The organism is Candidatus Palauibacter sp., assembly GCF_965216145.1.
Classification (GTDB): domain Bacteria; phylum Gemmatimonadota; class Gemmatimonadetes; order Palauibacterales; family Palauibacteraceae; genus Palauibacter.
The window spans coordinates 1,705,391-1,721,367 of record NZ_OZ244149.1 but is presented as its reverse complement, the minus strand read 5'-3'; the positions used below and the strand labels follow the sequence as shown (position 1 = coordinate 1,721,367).

At 66.4% G+C, this 15,977-nt stretch carries 15 protein-coding genes and 9 tRNA genes; 6 read left to right on the top strand and 18 right to left on the bottom strand.

The window, feature by feature from the left end; genetic code table 11:
- Positions 1-18: 18 nt before the first annotated feature.
- The gene (locus ACOOHF_RS07535) at positions 19-501 is read left to right on the top strand and encodes a hypothetical protein (RefSeq protein WP_420464032.1); all 483 of its coding nucleotides are present in this window, start codon (positions 19-21) and stop codon (positions 499-501) included.
- A 28-nt stretch (positions 502-529) separates the two neighbouring features.
- On the opposite strand, the gene ACOOHF_RS07530 is transcribed toward ACOOHF_RS07535, so the two are convergent.
- From ACOOHF_RS07530 to ACOOHF_RS07510, 5 genes are all read right to left on the bottom strand, one after another.
- Positions 530-1,804: a serine hydrolase domain-containing protein gene (locus ACOOHF_RS07530; RefSeq protein ID WP_420464031.1), complete on the bottom strand. Its 1,275-nt coding sequence runs from the start codon at positions 1,802-1,804 to the stop codon at positions 530-532.
- 140 nt (positions 1,805-1,944) lie between these two features.
- Entirely contained in the window at positions 1,945-3,150 is a 1,206-nt protein-coding gene (locus tag ACOOHF_RS07525) for a hypothetical protein (protein ID WP_420464030.1), read from the bottom strand.
- Between the two features lie 12 nt (positions 3,151-3,162).
- The gene (locus tag ACOOHF_RS07520) at positions 3,163-4,383 is read right to left on the bottom strand and encodes a hypothetical protein (protein ID WP_420464029.1); all 1,221 of its coding nucleotides are present in this window, start codon (positions 4,381-4,383) and stop codon (positions 3,163-3,165) included.
- Between the two features lie 159 nt (positions 4,384-4,542).
- Positions 4,543-5,133 carry a VanZ family protein gene (locus tag ACOOHF_RS07515; protein ID WP_420464028.1) on the bottom strand — a complete coding sequence of 197 codons (591 nt, stop codon included), beginning with the start codon at positions 5,131-5,133 and terminating at the stop codon, positions 4,543-4,545.
- 29 nt (positions 5,134-5,162) lie between these two features.
- On the bottom strand, positions 5,163-5,456 hold the full coding sequence (locus ACOOHF_RS07510) for a HigA family addiction module antitoxin (RefSeq protein WP_420464027.1): 294 nt from the start codon (positions 5,454-5,456) through the stop codon (positions 5,163-5,165).
- Positions 5,457-5,623: 167 nt separating this feature from the next.
- On the opposite strand from ACOOHF_RS07510, the gene ACOOHF_RS07505 reads away from it, so the two are divergent.
- Positions 5,624-6,715 (top strand): hypothetical protein, encoded by a 1,092-nt coding sequence (locus ACOOHF_RS07505; RefSeq protein WP_420464026.1) that lies wholly within the window; start codon positions 5,624-5,626, stop codon positions 6,713-6,715.
- 20 nt (positions 6,716-6,735) lie between these two features.
- On the opposite strand, the gene ACOOHF_RS07500 is transcribed toward ACOOHF_RS07505, so the two are convergent.
- The 13 genes from ACOOHF_RS07500 to ACOOHF_RS07440 form a co-directional block, all read right to left on the bottom strand.
- Positions 6,736-6,808 (bottom strand) — tRNA-Lys (locus ACOOHF_RS07500).
- 9 nt (positions 6,809-6,817) lie between these two features.
- A tRNA-Ala gene (locus ACOOHF_RS07495) sits at positions 6,818-6,890 on the bottom strand.
- 48 nt (positions 6,891-6,938) lie between these two features.
- Positions 6,939-7,010, bottom strand: a tRNA-Glu gene (locus ACOOHF_RS07490).
- A 28-nt stretch (positions 7,011-7,038) separates the two neighbouring features.
- Positions 7,039-7,113, bottom strand: a tRNA-Arg gene (locus tag ACOOHF_RS07485).
- A 31-nt stretch (positions 7,114-7,144) separates the two neighbouring features.
- Positions 7,145-7,216: transfer RNA gene (locus ACOOHF_RS07480), tRNA-Thr, on the bottom strand.
- A gap of 2 nt (positions 7,217-7,218) precedes the next feature.
- Positions 7,219-7,291 (bottom strand) — tRNA-Trp (locus ACOOHF_RS07475).
- A 42-nt stretch (positions 7,292-7,333) separates the two neighbouring features.
- Positions 7,334-7,406, bottom strand: a tRNA-Phe gene (locus tag ACOOHF_RS07470).
- Positions 7,407-7,434: 28 nt separating this feature from the next.
- Positions 7,435-7,507: transfer RNA gene (locus tag ACOOHF_RS07465), tRNA-Asn, on the bottom strand.
- Positions 7,508-7,582: 75 nt separating this feature from the next.
- A tRNA-Met gene (locus ACOOHF_RS07460) sits at positions 7,583-7,656 on the bottom strand.
- 193 nt (positions 7,657-7,849) lie between these two features.
- Positions 7,850-8,275, bottom strand: a complete 426-nt coding sequence (locus tag ACOOHF_RS07455) for a hypothetical protein (RefSeq protein WP_419934389.1) — start codon at positions 8,273-8,275, stop codon at positions 7,850-7,852.
- A gap of 532 nt (positions 8,276-8,807) precedes the next feature.
- Entirely contained in the window at positions 8,808-10,508 is a 1,701-nt protein-coding gene (ggt, locus tag ACOOHF_RS07450; protein ID WP_420464025.1) for a gamma-glutamyltransferase, read from the bottom strand.
- A gap of 126 nt (positions 10,509-10,634) precedes the next feature.
- Positions 10,635-10,862, bottom strand: coding sequence for a hypothetical protein (locus tag ACOOHF_RS07445; RefSeq protein ID WP_420464024.1), 228 nt, complete (start codon positions 10,860-10,862; stop codon positions 10,635-10,637).
- Between the two features lie 327 nt (positions 10,863-11,189).
- Positions 11,190-12,242 carry an AAA family ATPase gene (locus ACOOHF_RS07440; RefSeq protein ID WP_420464346.1) on the bottom strand — a complete coding sequence of 351 codons (1,053 nt, stop codon included), beginning with the start codon at positions 12,240-12,242 and terminating at the stop codon, positions 11,190-11,192.
- Positions 12,243-12,699: 457 nt separating this feature from the next.
- On the opposite strand from ACOOHF_RS07440, the gene ACOOHF_RS07435 reads away from it, so the two are divergent.
- The 4 genes from ACOOHF_RS07435 to ACOOHF_RS07420 are packed head-to-tail and all read left to right on the top strand — an operon-like array spanning position 12,700 to position 15,935.
- The gene (locus ACOOHF_RS07435) at positions 12,700-13,290 is read left to right on the top strand and encodes a cob(I)yrinic acid a,c-diamide adenosyltransferase (protein ID WP_420464023.1); all 591 of its coding nucleotides are present in this window, start codon (positions 12,700-12,702) and stop codon (positions 13,288-13,290) included.
- The gene (locus tag ACOOHF_RS07430; protein WP_420464022.1) at positions 13,287-14,129 is read left to right on the top strand and encodes an alpha/beta hydrolase family protein; all 843 of its coding nucleotides are present in this window, start codon (positions 13,287-13,289) and stop codon (positions 14,127-14,129) included. The genes ACOOHF_RS07435 and ACOOHF_RS07430 overlap by 4 nt, the downstream gene beginning before the upstream one ends.
- Positions 14,130-14,146: 17 nt before the next feature.
- A complete protein-coding gene (locus ACOOHF_RS07425; RefSeq protein WP_420464021.1) occupies positions 14,147-14,695 on the top strand; it encodes a YybH family protein in 549 nt (182 codons plus the stop codon).
- A 7-nt stretch (positions 14,696-14,702) separates the two neighbouring features.
- The gene (locus ACOOHF_RS07420) at positions 14,703-15,935 is read left to right on the top strand and encodes an NAD(P)/FAD-dependent oxidoreductase (protein WP_420464020.1); all 1,233 of its coding nucleotides are present in this window, start codon (positions 14,703-14,705) and stop codon (positions 15,933-15,935) included.
- The last annotated feature ends 42 nt before the right edge of the window (positions 15,936-15,977 follow it).

The window sequence follows — 15,977 nt, the reverse complement described above, 5'->3', positions numbered from 1 at the left end:
TGTCTCAAGGAAGGGACGATGAACAAGGGTCGAACCTGGCTTGCGATCCCGCTGCTCGCCTTGACGTTTGCCGGCTGCGACAGTGGCAGGCGATATCGGGATCAGATGGCGGTCATCGAGGTCGGTTCCGATGGGACGCTCGGGTTCGAGGCGGGGGTCCAGGTGACCCTGCCCGACACCGTGGCGGTCGGTCGCGCGGCACACATCAAGATCAGGACCTACGGGGGAGGCTGCCTCATTCGCGACCCGCAACGTGGCGGGAGGACGGTCGTGAACGTGAAGGGGCGGGAGGCCGTAATCGTCCCATGGGATCGGTTTTCTCTTGGTCCCCGTTCACCGACGGTCAACTGGAACTGCGCGGATGTTCTGACGTACTGGACGCGTGTAGTACCCGTGATATTCCATGAGCGGGGTACGGCCACCGTCACCATCCGCGGAATCAGTGAGGACGCCTATCCGTCGAGGGTCATCGAAGTGGTTTTTCGGCTCGAAGTCGTGTGAGCGGGACCCCGCAGAAACGGAACCCGGGTCAGCGGCTCGACGAGGCCGCGGCCGAGTCGTCGATCGAGTCGATGACGAGTTCCAGCAGTCCGTCGATCGCGCCGCCGGGGATCCAGCGGGCCACCACGACGAGATCGTTCACCGGGTCGCAGTAGATCATGTTCGTGCCGTTGCCGAGGTGGGCCCACGCGTCCTCGGGGGCGCTCGGATAGCGCTTGTTCCCCTCCTCGTTCGGGACGTTGAGCATGAAGTTCATGAAGCCGTAGGAGCCGTTCGCCGGGCCGGGCGTCGTCGCGAAGTCGAACCACTCCTCTGACAGGAGCTGCCGGTCCCCCCACTTCCCGCGCCGCAGCGTGAAGAGGCCGAAGCGCGCCTGGTCGCGGGCATTGATGAACATACCGCCGCCCCAGTGGCCACCGCCGCTCACCGACTGAACGCGACGGCCATCGATCGTGATCCACGAGTTCTCGTAGCCGTTCCAGCGCCACGTCGGGGAGGCGCCGATCGGTCCCATCACGCGCTCGTGCAGGACCTCCGGCAGCGCGCGCCGCAGGACGTTCGCCGCGGCGAGCGCGAGGAGGTTTACCCGCGTGTCGTTGTACTCGTAGACGGTGCCCGAGGGGTGGCGATCGCGCGTCAGCCAGGTCGACGGGTCACCGCTGGGACGGTCTGCCCAGTCCGGCTTGCCCCACAGCGTGCCCTCCCAGTCGGACGTCTGCCGCAGGAGGTCGTCCCACGTGATCGTGCGGTTGTGCTCGGACTCGAACAGCGTCGTCGGGTCGGGCTTCCCGAACCCGATGCGGTCCACGCCGGGCTCCCCGTCGCTCGCGGGCACGTCGATCGGGGCCATGTATTCGCGCACGGTGTCATCGAGCGAGCCGATGAGCCCCTCGTCCCACGCGAGTCCCACCGACGTCGAGAGGAAGGACTTGGTCACGCTGTACGTCATGTCGACCCGCTTCGTGTCCCCCCACTCCGCGACGATGTAGCCATTTCGCACGATCATCCCGGCCGGCCCGCCCCGCACGCTGAAGGGGCCAATCCCCTCCCCGAGCGGTTCGCGCCCGAAGCTCCGGCTGTGCTGGAACTCCCGGTCTCGGGCCTGGGTCGTCTCATGCTCGAGGGCGTATTCGATGGCCGCCTGGATGCCCTCGGCGTTCATCCCGACCTGCTCCGGAGTGCGCGTCTCCCACGCCTCCCCGCGCGCCGGCAGGTACTGCCCGGCCACGACGCCCGGAAGCGCGACCGTCGCTGACACCGCAAAGAGTCCGGCCCACAGCGCACCACGGTGTGCGCGAATCATGCCCTGCATGAGAACCTCCCGATTCGGGTCGATCACCGGAGGGATCGTAACGGCTGACACCGCGCCGGTACACGGGCCCTGGCGACGCCCCGGGGAAGAGCCTTCGGCGTACGAGCGGACGCTCTGTGCCTGCCGCGCACCTACCGCGGAGAGAAGCGGAGCCGCACTACCCGCTGTACGTCGAACTCCATCCGCTGGACGCCGAGCGCCACGTCGCCGCTCACGCCGCCCAGCGTCAGATCGATCCCGCGCGGCCACTCGGCCGTGAAGAGGATCTCTCCCTCCGGATCGTAGACGTGCGCCCGCAGGACCTCATCCGCCTCGGCCCAGGCGAGCCGTACCCAGAGGCGGCCATCCTCGTCATACCACATGTCCCCAACCGGCGGCTTCCGCTCCGGCATCTCGATCGACGGGAACTCAATGAGCATGTCCCCGAAGCTCCCCCGCCTCGCGTCCAACCGCTCGCGCTCCCGACGGGCCTCCGCTTCAGTTACCAATGGCCCCGCGATGTCCCGGCGGATTTCGCGACGCACTTCACCGTTCGCATCGAACAACTGGACCAGGTACTCCCGGGTGTAGAGGTGAGCGGATCGGGCGTCGGGCGCGTGCACCAGGATGTTACGGTTGTAGAAGGGAGGAGCGACCGGCATCTCTTCTCGCCCACGGTTGGGGTGGCGCCACACCGCCACCGGCCAGCTCGTGTCGCCGAGATCCCGTTCCGGAATCGTCACGCGATTCCGTATCTCTCCATCCGATGCCACCGATACAAGCAGTCTCTCGGCGTCAATCTCCCCTTCATCGTCGAGATAGAAGTAGTCCGTCGCGAACGTCAGGCCCGTGGGTCCCGTGAACATCGGCTTCTCGCACAGCGTAGCTCGGTTGACGGTCACTTCACCCACACGCTGGACGAGGTGCGGCGGAAGCACCTGCCGAACGTGTTCCGCGTCGTCGCCCGTGACGCCGAACACCTCATAAGAGTTCCAGGCGTCGACCCAGAGGAGACCCTCCCCTTCGAATGTCAGCCCGCAGACATCCCAGCGAAGTTCGCCCGGCCCTTCGCCCGGTCCCGTCACGTGGAACAGATATCGACCCTCCGGCCCGTACACCCGAACGTCCCGCGCGCCGCCGTCACCCACGTAGATCCGGCCGGCGGCGTCCCGCGTCAGGGCTCTGACGTTCTCGAACAGATACTCCTGTGCGCCGTCCATGACGCCGATGGCGAGGTCGATTTCGCCACGCCGGATCGCCTCCTGTCCGATCGCCGGAACTGCGGTCGCGGCAAGGCTGAAGGCAATGCCGCCGACGGCCTGGCACACCGGAAGCCGAGAACTCTTGAAGGATCTCATGTCTCGCACCTGTTACGAAAGGAAGAAACGGAGCCGTACCACTCGTGGCTCCGATGGCATTCCCTGGACTCCGAGGGCCACCACCCCGCTCACGCCACCCAGCGAGAGATCGATCCCCCGAGGCCATTCGGCAGTGAAGAGCGGTTCCCCATCCGGATCGTGGACGTGAGCTCGAGAGACTTCGTCCGCCTCCGCCGCGGCGAGGCGTACCCAGAGACGGCCGTCCTCGTCGTACCACATGTCTTCCACGGGCGGCTTCCGCTCCGGCACTTCGATGGCGGGGAAATCCACGAGCCTCTCTCCCCAACCGGCCCGGAATCGCTCCAGCCGCTCGCGCTCGGCTTCGCTCTCGGTCACCAGCGGACCGGCGATATCGCGACGAATCTCGCGCCACTCTTCTCCGTTCGCCGTGAACAACCGGACCCGGTATTCGCTTGTGTAGATGTAGGCGGATCGGCCATCGGGCGCGTGAGCGCGGATCTGCTGATTGGCGTAGGGCGGCCGCACCTTCACCGTCCCCAGCCCCGGATCCGGGTCCCGCCGGTAGACCAGCACCGGCCAGTTCGCATAGACGGTGTCCGGCTCGGGAAGATCGACCCGCGCGCGGACATCGCCGTCCGGCCCAACGGTCACCTGCTGCCGGTGCCAGACCAGTTCGTCGCGCTCGTCTGCGGAAACGCTGTCGGTCGCCAGGATCAGGCCGGTGGGTCCCGCGAACATCGGGTTTCCGGGGGTCGTGGTCCCTGCCACCGTTGCGAGGGGGGTGCCGCGTCTCGACGGGAGTCGCCGCTCCTCGCTGGGTGGCGGGATCTCTCTCAAGTGTTCCGCCCGGTCCTCGAGGATGTCGAACACCCTGTACGATCCCACGTCGTTGACCCAGAGGTGACCATCGGGGTCGAAGAGCAGTCCGGTGGGTCTCAGGTATCTGGAACCGCCTCCGCGACCGGGCAGTGTAAGGTGAAACAAGTATCGCCCCTCCGAGTCGTACACGCGCACGTTTTCCTTGAAACGGTCCCCCACATAGATCCTGCCATCGGCGTCCCGCGTCAGCGCCAGCGGGAATACGAACTCGTACTCCGACTCGGCATCGGCCGACCCAATGGTCAGCTCGATCTCGCCTCGGAGCGTCGGCTCCGGTCCGCAGGCGGCTGTCGCGGCCGCGAGGATGACGGCAGCGACCGCGATGAGGATCCGGGAACCAGTCCCGGCGAGGGGTTGGGTGTTCGGCCGCATCAGTTCAGGCTCACGAAGCTCCATGAGGCGATTGAGATTCTTCCCTAAGAACGTATACGAAGGGTGATTCGAGACCCGGAGGAGCGCACACTGTGGCTTGCTGCATGATTGACCTGGGCGCGCGCCGGTGGCCGGCGTCCGTCCCGCCCCACCTCCCGACTATCGGGAGCGGAGCCAACTCCCGATCAGCCGCCGTACCCAGCGAAGGGTGACGCTCGAACCGACCGCCATGACGCTCGCCAGCAGGTCGAAGCCGATATCGAACCAGTCGAACGTGCGGCTGGGCAGGAAGAACTGGATGCACTCGTCACCCACACCGACCAGTGTCGTCCCCACGATAGCCAGTACGGCGGGTATCGGGACGCGCTGTCCCTGACCCCTCCGTTCCAGCAGGGCTTCGTGGACGATCAGCGCCAGTACGGCGTACTCGATGAGATGAGAACGCTCGGCCGCGCTGATCCCTCGGGCGAATCCGATGACGGCGATCGCCGCGACGCCCAGAGCGAAGCCGACTTCGACGCCGCGCGAGCGCTCCCTCAGCCCCTGAACCACGATCATCACCCCGATCAGGAGCATGCCGGCGCTGAACATGGAGGCGGTGGCCTCGAGCAGTCCGCTTTCGCGCAGCGCGTCGGCCACCGTCCGCGCCAGATCGGCCGTCGCGTAGATCGCCACTACCACGGCCAGCGCCCAGACCCACAGGCGCCGTTCCCGACGGGAGGAGAAAATCTGTCGCTCGTCGCCGCTCATCGTGCGGGGCGGGGCTTCATCAAGGGCTTCTACGCAACTTCGCGCGGTCGGATGGCTCGCAGCGCGTCGGCGACAGCCCGCTCGGCGAGCGCGAGTTCGTAGCGATCCTGAAGGTTCATCCAACTCTGGGCGTCGGTACCGAAGTACCTGGCAAGCCGTAGTGCCGTCTCCGCCGTGATGCCGCGGCGGCCCCGGACGATCTCGTTGACTCGCGCGGGAGTCACTCCCAAGGCTCCGGCAAGAGCGTTGGAGGACAGCGCAAACGGCTCCATGAAGTCGTGCTTCAGGACCTCGCCCGGGTGTACCGGATCCAGTTCAATCATCGGCATATCCCCTCAAGGTGGACTGCAAAGTCGGTGTCGATGGGCGACGTCGCCACCGGCACCCGTGAATCATCGGCCAGCGGCCTGTATGATGGTCAGGTTTCCAATCTGCGAAGGTATCATGAGCACGGGCGTCCGCTCGGACGCGGAGTGCGGAGGAACAGGCGATGAAGACAGCCGGGATTCGAGCTTTGGTCGCGCTGGCGCTGGTCGCCGCGGTGTCGATCCCCGTTGCGCTTGCCCAGGATGGCGGCGGGGTGCCGCACACGCCGGACGGGCGGCCGGACCTGCAGGGGAACTGGACCAACGGAACGATCACTCCCATCGAACGCCCCCAGGGGTTCGAGGCCGTGCTCACCCCCGAGCAGGTGGCCGAAATCGAGGGCGGCCGGCAGGAGTGCATCGAGGCCCACTCGCAACTCAGCGACCCCGACCGGGAGGCGCCCACGGCTGGCGGCGTCAGCCTCGGCTGCGACTTCGTGCTGGACGCCGCGGCCGGGGGCACCGGCGGCTACAACGTCTTCTACCTCGATCGGGGCGACCAAGTCGCGGTCGTGAACGGCCAGGCGCGCAGTTCCCTGATCATGGTGCCCGAGGACGGCCGCATCCCCGCGCGCACCGCCGAGGCGCAGCAGCGGTTGGGCCAACTCGTGGCGGCCCGCGGCCAGCACGGCGAGTACGACAACCCCGAGAACCGGCCCCTCTCCGAGCGCTGCATCGTCTCGTTCGGATCCAACGCCGGCCCCCCGATGCTCCCCAACTATTTCTACAACAACAACTACACCATCGTGCAGACGCCCGACCACGTCATGATCATGACGGAGATGGTGCACGACGCCCGCATCGTCCCCATCGGCGTCTCTCCCGACTCCGGGGAGGCGGGCGATAGCGGCGGAGCGCAGCCACTTCCGGACGCGATCCAGCCCTGGTTCGGGGATTCCCGCGGCTGGTGGGAGAATGACGCCCTCGTGATCGAGACGACGAAGCTCAACCCGGAGCAACTCACCGGCTACCGCGAGTTCTTCGGCGCGACTCCGAACATGAAGATCACGGAACGGCTCACGCGCGTGGACGCGAACACGATCAACTACGAGTTCCTGGTCGAGGACCCGGACACATGGGAGAGCCCCTGGGGCGGCGAAGTCCCCTTCATGAAGATGGACGATCTCCTGTACGAGTACGCCTGCCACGAGGGCAACTACGCCATGGAGAACGTGCTGCTGGGCGCGCGGGCGCAGGAGCGCGAAGAGAACCGCTGAGGAAACTGCCGAGGAGGGAATGCGCCGTCAGGGAGTCGAACCCCGAACCTACTGATTAAGAGTCAGTTGCTCTGCCAATTGAGCTAACGGCGCGTACGCGAATGGAGCCGAGGGGATTCGAACCCCTGACCTCTGCAATGCCATTGCAGCGCTCTCCCAGCTGAGCTACGGCCCCGCGCTTCGGCGGACGGGCTGTCGCTGCTCCCGTCCGGTCTTTCCTCCATACCCCCAAGGGGAATCGAACCCCTATCTCCACCTTGAAAGAGTGGTGTCCTAGCCGTTGGACGATGGGGGCTCATCCCGAAGTCGTCCCTGACTTGTCACGCGCCCGCCAGGACTCGAACCTGGGACCCCCGGCTTAGAAGGCCGGTGCTCTGATCCAACTGAGCTACGGGCGCCCGTTCTCCAGCTCGAAGCTGCTCCGCTCCAAGCTCGCGGCGGGATTTGAACCCGCGACCTCATCCTTACCAAGGATGCGCTCTACCCCTGAGCTACGCGAGCGACAGGGGCGGAGGGACTCGAACCCCCAACCGCCGGTTTTGGAGACCGGTGCTCTACCAATTGAGCTACGCCCCTCCGCCGCTTCCCGCGAACCGGCCGATGGCGGCTCGTGGCAAATGGCTGGGGGCGGAGTCGAACCGCCGACACCGGCGTTTTCAGCGCCGTGCTCTACCGCCTGAGCTACCCAGCCCTTGGCAGCGCGTGGCCGCGCGCTGCTACTCCGGGGGTGGGATTCGAACCCACGACCTAGTGGTTAACAGCCACCCGCTCTGGCCACTGAGCTACCCCGGATCGTACCCCTGTCCCGTAAAACAGGTCGGAGAGCAAAACGCCTCGCCCCGCAACGGTGCGAGGCGAGGCGAGTGATAGCGGGGGCAGGATTCGAACCTGCGACCTTCGGGTTATGAGCCCGACGAGCTACCAGACTGCTCCACCCCGCAACGCGGCCCGGAGGATAAGAAGGCGGGGGTCACGTGTCAACCTCGAAAACCGCCGATGGCGGAGCTTCGTGTGCTTGGCGCGTGGTGGAAGAATTATGCCGCAGGGAGGCCGCAAATCGTCGATAGGCGCTTGCAGACCAAGTTGCGCTTTCAGGGGTGCTTTGGCGACTTGGCCATACAGCCATCCCCGTGACTATTCGCCTGCTGGTTCGTCGACCGATTCTTCCGGCGGGGACTTGGGCAGAGAACGAGGTTGACCTGGATCTTCCGTTTCGAGCATTTCTTCGACTGCCTCGATGTAGGGTGCATACTCGGGGTTCTTCTTCTTCCAGACCTGTCTCCCATCTACGATGAAGCTGCGGTATCCGTTGGGGAGCGTAATGACACCGATGATCTGACCGTCGCTGAAGTGGAATACTTCCTCCCCGGGACGGTTACCGGAAAAACCGAAGACCACGGTCCCGTCCGGGAAGGTCGGCAATTCCTTGGAGGCACGGCGATACCGGCGGCGGTCACGGAGCCACTGGTTTACATCGAAGCGGATGGTAACTCTCATGCCGAGAGCGCGAGCGATAGCGAGCAAGAGGAATAGGGCAATGAGCCATGTGCTCATCTCCATGGCGGATTAGGGCACCATCGTCTTGCTGTGGTTCGCATACTCTCGGACTGCAAGGTTTACCAATGCGTCCCAGGTAGGGAAGGTGGAATTGCGGGCAATGAAGCCGTCTCTCACCGGGGCGGGGAGGGCGATGAACGCCTCATCGCTCGTGACGCCGCCCGGGCTTCTAGCGATCATGTCGTCCAAACTGGAGAACGTCGTATGGTTCGTTAGAAAACGGGGTGTAAGAAGCTCGCGGAGGGCGACGGCGTGCCGCCCACGCACGCTCTTCTCCACGCCTGTGAGAATGATCCTCCTGGTTTGCAACACGGGCCAACTCCCTTTCCTCGGATCAACTTGCCGCCACGGCTCAACCTAGCACAGAACGATACGCCGAAGCCAGGAAAAGAGTTCCTATAGGGCAATCCCGGAGCCTTACCGCACGGTAAGCACCCGATAGCGGACCCGTCGACTTGCCATGCCAGCAACGGCCGATTCCCTCTGTAGATTGCGTCGTGGTCACGGAAGTTGTGACGGTCAGCGCACTCGGCTACTAGACCGTGGCCGATCCTCCCCCCCACCCCCGCGGGTCCGCGCCGCCCGACAACCGACCGGTATCCGGGTCGATTCCGACCGCGTGGAGCTGCGCGACGAACGCGTCGTTCGCGACGTCGAGACCGCGCCCTTCCAGTTCCTCCTTCAGGTGATGATACAGCTGCGGCTCCATCTCGAGCAGCTGATCCTCCCAGTGCCAGCGCGGTACGGACACGGCCTCGAGGGCCGACATGCCGAAGTCGACCGTATTGCTGATCGTGTGCTGGACGGCGCCCAGAATGCGCGTACCGCCCGCCGCGCCGGTCACCAGGATGGGCTGTCCGTCCCGGAGGACGATCGCCGGAGAGATCCCGGTGATGCGCGCCTTTCCCGGGGCGATGCTGTTCGGCCGCCCGGCGACCGGGTTGAACTGGAACATGCAGTTGTTCCAGGTGAAGCCGAGGCCTTCGGTGACGACCCCCGAAGCGGATCCGAGCGTGTGCGTGAGCGCCACGCAGTTCCCTTCCCGGTCCGCCGTCGAAAGGTGCGTCGTGTCGGGCCCCTCCGGGGGTTCCTCCACGACATCGGGGGGGAGTTCGCGGCGGTCGATGAACGCTCTCAATTCGGCGGCACGGTCCTTCGACACCAGGATGTCCGTCGGGTCGTCGATGAACCCGGGGTCGCCGTGATATCGGCGCCGGTCGATGAAGGAGAGGATCTGGGCACGGCCCAGGAGTTCGACGTGGTCGGCCGTGCCGTGTTCGAGAGACGGAAGATCGTAGCCCTCCAGCAGGTTCAGGATCTCGATCACCTGGGCCCCGCTGCCCGGCAGGGCGTTCGACAACACCTCGTGCCCGCGGTACGTGCCCCGCACAGGGTCGTAGACGTCGGCTGCGTACGCCTCGAGGTCCTCCAGCGTGACGAGGCCCCCGTTCCGTTCGAAATCCGCCGCCATCCGCTCGGCGATCTCGCCCCGGTAGACCACGTCCGCCCCGCCGTCGGCGATGAGTTCGAGCGTGCGGGCGTAGTCCCTCTGCACGAGCAGTTCTCCGGCTCGCCACGGCACGCCGTTGTTGAGAAAGATGCGCGCGGAGGCTTCGGTCGTCTGGACCTTGGTGAAGAACGGGACCACACCCGAGGACGACTCCGTCCGGGTCGTGAAACCGCCCGCCAGGGCGCGGGGGATCTCGAAGCCGTCGTACGCGAGCCGAATCGCCGGCTCGACGAGTTCGGCCCACGGCCGAGTCCCGAACCGGTTCCACGCCTCCCACAGGCCGGCGACCGTGCCGGGGGTGACGACGGACCGATAGCCGATCTGGTTGATGTCGCCGCGCACCTTCCAGCGGTCCGCGTGTCCGTAGATCCGCCCCTCGAGCGCGCTCCGGTAGATGTCGGGCGTGGCTTTGCTGCCCGCCCGGCCGTGGAAGTCGATGGAGACGGCGCGTCGGCCGCGCGCGTCGTACACCACCATGCAGCCGAATCCGCCGACGCCCGCCGAGAACGGGGTCGTGATGAACTGCGCGAATGCCGTGGCGATGGCCGCGTCGATCGCGTTGCCGCCGCGTCGCAGCGCGCCGACCCCGGCCTTCACGGCGATCGGGCCGCGCGCGACGACGATGCCGCCGCCGGCACCCGAGGCCCTCGTGCTCGAGGCGAGCGCGGCGGCCTCCTCACCGCCCGGACCGCACGCGCCGAGCGAGCCCGCGGCGACGGCGCCCATCCCGGCCGCCGCCGTCGCGATGAAGGCCCTTCGTGACTGAGCGGGCCGCCTGCCCGGGTTTGAAGTGCCCATAGATCCGGTTTCAGGGCCGTCGGTGTTCAAAGCACGTATCCTTTCTGGAGCGTCTCAAAGCCCCAGCAGCCCAATCAACTTCCGCAGTTCCTCATCGTGCAGAGCGGCGCGTCCCAGATCGGTCAATCCGAAACGCACCTTCAACTGGTGGGAGGTCAGTGAGCCCTTGTGGTACGCAGGCCACAAGCCGCGCAACCGCCCCTCGGCCTCGCGTGCCCCAACCACACGTGTCTCGTGACCTTCGTGCAATCGAACCAGCAGGCCCTCCAGTTTCGGTCTCATCAGCACAACTTGGAGTCCCCACTTGGATGCCGCTGCCCAAGCATCCCGGCCCGCCGTCCGATCTGTCTCAATGCGATCCGAGTCAAGCAGAACCAATCGCTCACGGATCGAACGCCGGTCTTGGTGCCTGCTCAAGCGGCGCCCGGCTTCTTCGACGACCGCCACGGAATCACCCCCGCTGCCCGGCTTGACGTCCAAGTGGAGGTGAAGACCTTCATCATCGCAAACGCGCCCGAGAAAGTTGACGAACGCCCGGTCGCTCTTCCCTTCAACCCCGATGAAGACAACCTGCCTGCGGTGAATCCCACCCGGCCGCCTCATCCCGCCTCAACCGAATCTCGGAAGCCCACCGAGGACGCCGACCCGGTACTTGGAATACAGACGAACGTCACGCCGCAGGCCTCGGACATCCTGAGCACCGTAAACCCGGGTGGCCCCGCTGTCGTCTTTCTCGACGATGAAGATCTCCTCCTTCTCAAGATCGTCGAGCAAGCCGGCGTGATGTGAGGACACCAACAGCTGGGCGTTGCGAGGATTACTCTCTCGGGATCGGAACCAGCTGAGAATCTCACCCAACATGTCCACATGCAGGTCACCGTCGATTTCGTCAAGAACCGCCAATCCGGTTACGTCCAGGGCGAACTTGATCAGCGGCAGGAGATGAAACAGACGTTGAGTTCCCTTGGACTCGAAGCCGAGGACAACCGGTGCGTCCAGCCCGCTGTGATGGAACTGGATGTGCTTGCCGCCGAACCCATCAGCGACCTCCATGCCCTCGATCCCCAAGTCGCTCCGTTGCATTTGGGCCTCGGCCCATTGCTTGGCGTCCTGACCTGCCTCCAACCAACCAATGACGGTTGAAGTGTCGGGAGTGAACGTCTCGGTGCCTGAGATGTTGCTCGTGCTAACCAGCGAATCGCCAAGGAAGGCCGCGAAACGGGCCGCGAGAGGCACGTTCAGGAGCCTGAGCGTAGCGATTGCGGACCGGTTCCGCTCGACCCCCTTCAGCCGATCGTCACGGGCCCTCAGACCCAAGTCGCCAGACACGTAGATGGGCGCCCCGGGTGCCCGCCGCTCGAGTAGCCTGCGGCGCCGTCCGCGGGGAAAATGGACCAGTGCTTCATGACTCACGAAGAGGTCCTCCGTCCCGTTTTCTGTCGGTTGCCGTCCGATTTCGAGTTCGTAGCGAAACCTCTGCGGAGCCTCGTCGGGCGCCAGGAAGTCTCCCTCGCCCTCGATGGAGAACCGCGTTGGCTCCCATCTGGCTTGGCTCGATAGGAAGCGCAGCAGGTGGACGGAATTCGTGGGAGACAACACAATCCGCCCCAGATCCACCAACGCACGCATCAGAGTCGTTTTTCCCGACCCGTTGGGCCCCATGAGAACGGCAACCGTCGGCAGCCGAAGACCCGGCTTGGCGGCGCTCTGTCTGAAGCAAGCCAGGTCCGGTGCCGTACCCGGGATCCGTAGATCTAGGGTCACTTCTTCGCGTATCGATCCGTAGTTGGATACTGAAAATGTGTGAATCATAGGGCCATAATAACGCTTTTTCGTCGCATAGCAAATATAATCCGATGACCATTGCTCCCCTTCCCTCTACACCGATTCGGGGATCGACGACGTCGGACACGGCGCTGAGCGAGCGAGAATCCGATCTGAGACGTCGATGCTCCGGTGACCGATGACGTGGAGTTGGTATCCGAGAAAGCAGCTCCGGGGGTGCGATTTCGAAGCAGCGCCGGTGGCGGGCTTTTGCCGCGGGCTGTTAAGGTTCGCCCATCAGCCGTGGCGCATGTCGTGCGCTATGCAGCCAACCTCGATGGCGGCCAATCTCAATTTGAAGATATACACCAGGGGCGGCGACGGGGGGGAGACCACCCTCCTGGGCGGTGCGCGGGTCGGGAAGGACGACGCGCGGGTGGCGGCTTACGGGACGATCGACGAACTGAACGCGGTGATCGGGACGGCGCTCGCGCTCGACGCGGACGGGGCGCTCGGGGATTCGGCGGAGGCGCTCGGCGCCGTGCAGGACGACCTGTTCACGATCGGCGCCCGGCTCGCCGCCTCGAATCCCGAGAGATTGGTGCGGAAAGGCACGATTCCGGTGCTCGCCGCCGAGCGGATCGAAGCGCTGGAGGCGTGGATCGATGCGCTGACCGCCGGGCTTCCAGCGCTCGATGCCTTCGTTCTGCCCGGCGGGTCGCCGGTCGCCGCCCAGTTGCACGTCTCGCGCACCGTCTGCCGGCGGGCGGAGCGGGGGGTCGTCGCGCTTCTCGGGGAGCAGCCGGATCTCGGCGAGGTCATCCTTCCCTATCTCAACCGCCTGTCCGACCTCCTGTTCACGCTCGCCCGGCACGCGAACCGGCGGGCGGGACGCGAGGACACGGCCTGGCTGCCGCAGCGCCGGCGGAACGACGACGGACGATGACGCAGACCATACAGCGCACGCCGTTCAGGCTCACCCCACCCGGGGCCGATCTGCGCGGCGACTACTGGACGGGCGCCGCAGCAGCCGGGGACGCCGCGCTCATCGTGTGCCACGGCTTCAAGGGGTTCAAGGACTGGGGATTCTTCCCCTGGCTGTGCGAACAACTCGCGGCGCGGACGGAGCTCGCCGTGGTGTCGTTCAACTTCGACGGCTCGGGCGTCCGGGAGTGGGACTTCGACGACCTGGAGGCCTTCAGCCGCAACACTTTCTCCCGTGAACTGTGGGACCTCGAGGCCATCCTCGACGGACTCGCGGCGGGGCGGCTCGGGGACCTCGAGGTGGCGCCCGCCTCTCGATTCGGCCTGCTCGGCCACAGCCGGGGGGGCGCGACCTGCATCCTCAAGGCGGGTCTCCGGTCCCAGGTGAGGGGCCTCGTCACGTGGGCCTCCATTGCGTCGGTCACCCGCTACGAAGGGTTCGCCGCTCGGTGGGACGCGGGAGAGACGGTGATCATCCCCAATGCGCGCACGAAGCAGGACATGCCGCTGGAGCGGAACGTGCTCAACGACGTGCGCGCCAATCGCGAGCGGCTGGACGTGCTCGGGAGCGCCGCGAGCCTCCGCATCCCGATGGCGGTGGTGCACGGGACGGCGGACGAGTCCGTCCCGTTCAGCGATGCCCGGCGGATCGTCGAGGCGGCGCGAGACCGCGCTCGGCTGGTCGGGGTAGAGGGAGCCACGCATACGTTTCAGGCCGGGCACCCCTTCGCGGGGCCGACCCCGGAACTGGAGACGGCGACCGAGGCGTCGGTGGAACTCTTCACCCGCGTCTTCGGCTGAAAGGGTTGCGAGCGATGATGCATGACGGCCCGGTGTCGACGGGACGGCCGCGGCGGCGGCAGCGGTGGGGGCTGGCGCTCGCGGCCGTGGTGGCCGCGGGGTTGGCGTCCGGCGGGTGCTGGCTCGAACGGCTGGACGGGAACGGTGGCTCGGTAGCGAACGAGCCCGACTTCGCGACGCAGGTCGCGTCGATGCTGGACCGGCAGGCCGCCGCCTGGAACGCCGGCGATCTCGAGGGGTTCATGAGCGCCTATCATCGCTCCCCCGAGACGACCTACATCGGATCGAGCGGACTCATCGAGGGTTACGACGGGATCCGCGCCCGCTACGCGCCGGACTTCGCGGCGGGTGCGGCCAGGGACAGCCTGCGCTTCGAGGCGCTGCGGGTCCGCGAGCTGGACACGCGGGTCGGGGTGGCCACGGCGCGCTACGTCCTCGAGCGCGCGGGCAGGGTCACGTCGACCGGGCCGTTCACGCTCGTGCTCCTGAACGTGGAAGGAGCCTGGCTCATCGTCCACGACCAGTCCGCCGCCGACCCCGGAAACTCCGCGGACACAGGGCCCTGACCTTGCGATGAAGACCTTCGACTACGTGATCGTGGGTGGGGGTCTGGCGGCTATCTCCGCAGTGGACGGTATTCGGGCGATCGACCCGGCCGGTTCGATCGCCATGTTCACGGACGAACCCGATCCCCCCTACCACCGGCCGCCGCTCTCGAAGGAGTTTCTTCAGGCCGCCGGCGCGCCGCGATCACTTCTGCATGTGAAGCCCGCGGCCTGGTTCGAGGATCAGGACGGGCTCGCGCTGTTCACCGACACTCCCGTACGGCGCGTGGACGCGCGCGCGATGACCGTCCACCTCGCGGGCGGCGAACCGGTGCGCGGTGGGCGGATCCTCCTCGCGACCGGCGGGCGGCCGCGAGGCCTCGCGATCCCGGGAAGTGGACTGGCCGGCGTGGCGACGCTTCGCACCGCCGCCGACTCGGAGAAGCTGCGGGAGGCGGGCGCGCGCGCGAAACGCGTGGTGCTGGTCGGCGCCGGGTTCATCGGGATGGAACTCGCATCGACGCTGTCGAAGCTCGGCGCCGAGGCCGTCGTCGTCGAACTCGAGCCGCGGGTGTGGGCCGGCGTCTTCCCGGAGGCGGTGTCGGGTTTCCTCACCAGGTATTTCGAGGAACGCGGCGTGAAGTTCAGGCTGGGCTGCGGCGTCACCTCCTTCGAGGGTGAGAGACGGGTGTCGCGGGTCATGCTCGACAGCGAGGAGGAGATCGCGGCCGACCTCGCAATCGTGGGCGTGGGCATGACGCCGAACGACGAACTGGGAAGAGAGGCCGGCCTCGCGGTCCGGGACGGCATCATCGTGGACGGCTTCGGCGAGACGACGGCCGCCCACATCTACGCGGCGGGCGACGTCGCGCGCTTCCCGGACCCGCTGGAGGGAGGGCTTGCTCGCGTCGAACACTGGGATCACGCTCGCGCGCACGGGCGGCAAGCGGGCCGCAACATGGCGGGCGCCCGCGAACGGTTCGACCATCTCTCCTACTTCTTCACGCACGTCTTCGATCTGAGCATCAACGTGTTCGGGGAGACGGCCTCCGTGGACCGCACCATCGTCTCGGGCGAACTGGGATCCGGCCGCTCGATCGTGTACTGCGTCGCCGAAGGCCATCTCGCCGGGACCATCCTCATCAACGCGACCGGCGCCATGGAGGAATGCCGGGCGCTGGTGCGCGCGCGCCCGAGGGTAGAGGATCTGATGATGGAACTTGAGAAGAGCGGCACCCGCCCCGAAGAACGAGTCGGGTGAACGGCTGACGACCGAGAGAGTCGAAAGGTGATGGAACCGATG

What these genes read in the sequence shown, in the direction of transcription:
- ACOOHF_RS07505 (WP_420464026.1), top strand. Translation starts at nt 5,624, where the DNA reads ATGAAGACAGCCGGGATTCGAGCTTTGGTCGCGCTGGCGCTGGTCGCC.
- ACOOHF_RS07515 (WP_420464028.1), bottom strand. Translation starts at nt 5,133, where the DNA reads ATGAGCGGCGACGAGCGACAGATTTTCTCCTCCCGTCGGGAACGGCGC.
- ACOOHF_RS07440 (WP_420464346.1), bottom strand. Translation starts at nt 12,242, where the DNA reads ATGGGGCCCAACGGGTCGGGAAAAACGACTCTGATGCGTGCGTTGGTG.
- ACOOHF_RS07445 (WP_420464024.1), bottom strand. Translation starts at nt 10,862, where the DNA reads ATGAGACCGAAACTGGAGGGCCTGCTGGTTCGATTGCACGAAGGTCAC.
- ACOOHF_RS07530 (WP_420464031.1), bottom strand. Translation starts at nt 1,804, where the DNA reads ATGATTCGCGCACACCGTGGTGCGCTGTGGGCCGGACTCTTTGCGGTG.
- ACOOHF_RS07535 (WP_420464032.1), top strand. Translation starts at nt 19, where the DNA reads ATGAACAAGGGTCGAACCTGGCTTGCGATCCCGCTGCTCGCCTTGACG.
- ACOOHF_RS07420 (WP_420464020.1), top strand. Translation starts at nt 14,703, where the DNA reads ATGAAGACCTTCGACTACGTGATCGTGGGTGGGGGTCTGGCGGCTATC.
- ACOOHF_RS07430 (WP_420464022.1), top strand. Translation starts at nt 13,287, where the DNA reads ATGACGCAGACCATACAGCGCACGCCGTTCAGGCTCACCCCACCCGGG.
- ggt (WP_420464025.1), bottom strand. Translation starts at nt 10,508, where the DNA reads ATGGGCGCCGTCGCCGCGGGCTCGCTCGGCGCGTGCGGTCCGGGCGGT.
- ACOOHF_RS07455 (WP_419934389.1), bottom strand. Translation starts at nt 8,275, where the DNA reads ATGGAGATGAGCACATGGCTCATTGCCCTATTCCTCTTGCTCGCTATC.
- ACOOHF_RS07510 (WP_420464027.1), bottom strand. Translation starts at nt 5,456, where the DNA reads ATGATTGAACTGGATCCGGTACACCCGGGCGAGGTCCTGAAGCACGAC.
- ACOOHF_RS07525 (WP_420464030.1), bottom strand. Translation starts at nt 3,150, where the DNA reads ATGAGATCCTTCAAGAGTTCTCGGCTTCCGGTGTGCCAGGCCGTCGGC.
- ACOOHF_RS07520 (WP_420464029.1), bottom strand. Translation starts at nt 4,383, where the DNA reads ATGCGGCCGAACACCCAACCCCTCGCCGGGACTGGTTCCCGGATCCTC.
- ACOOHF_RS07425 (WP_420464021.1), top strand. Translation starts at nt 14,147, where the DNA reads ATGCATGACGGCCCGGTGTCGACGGGACGGCCGCGGCGGCGGCAGCGG.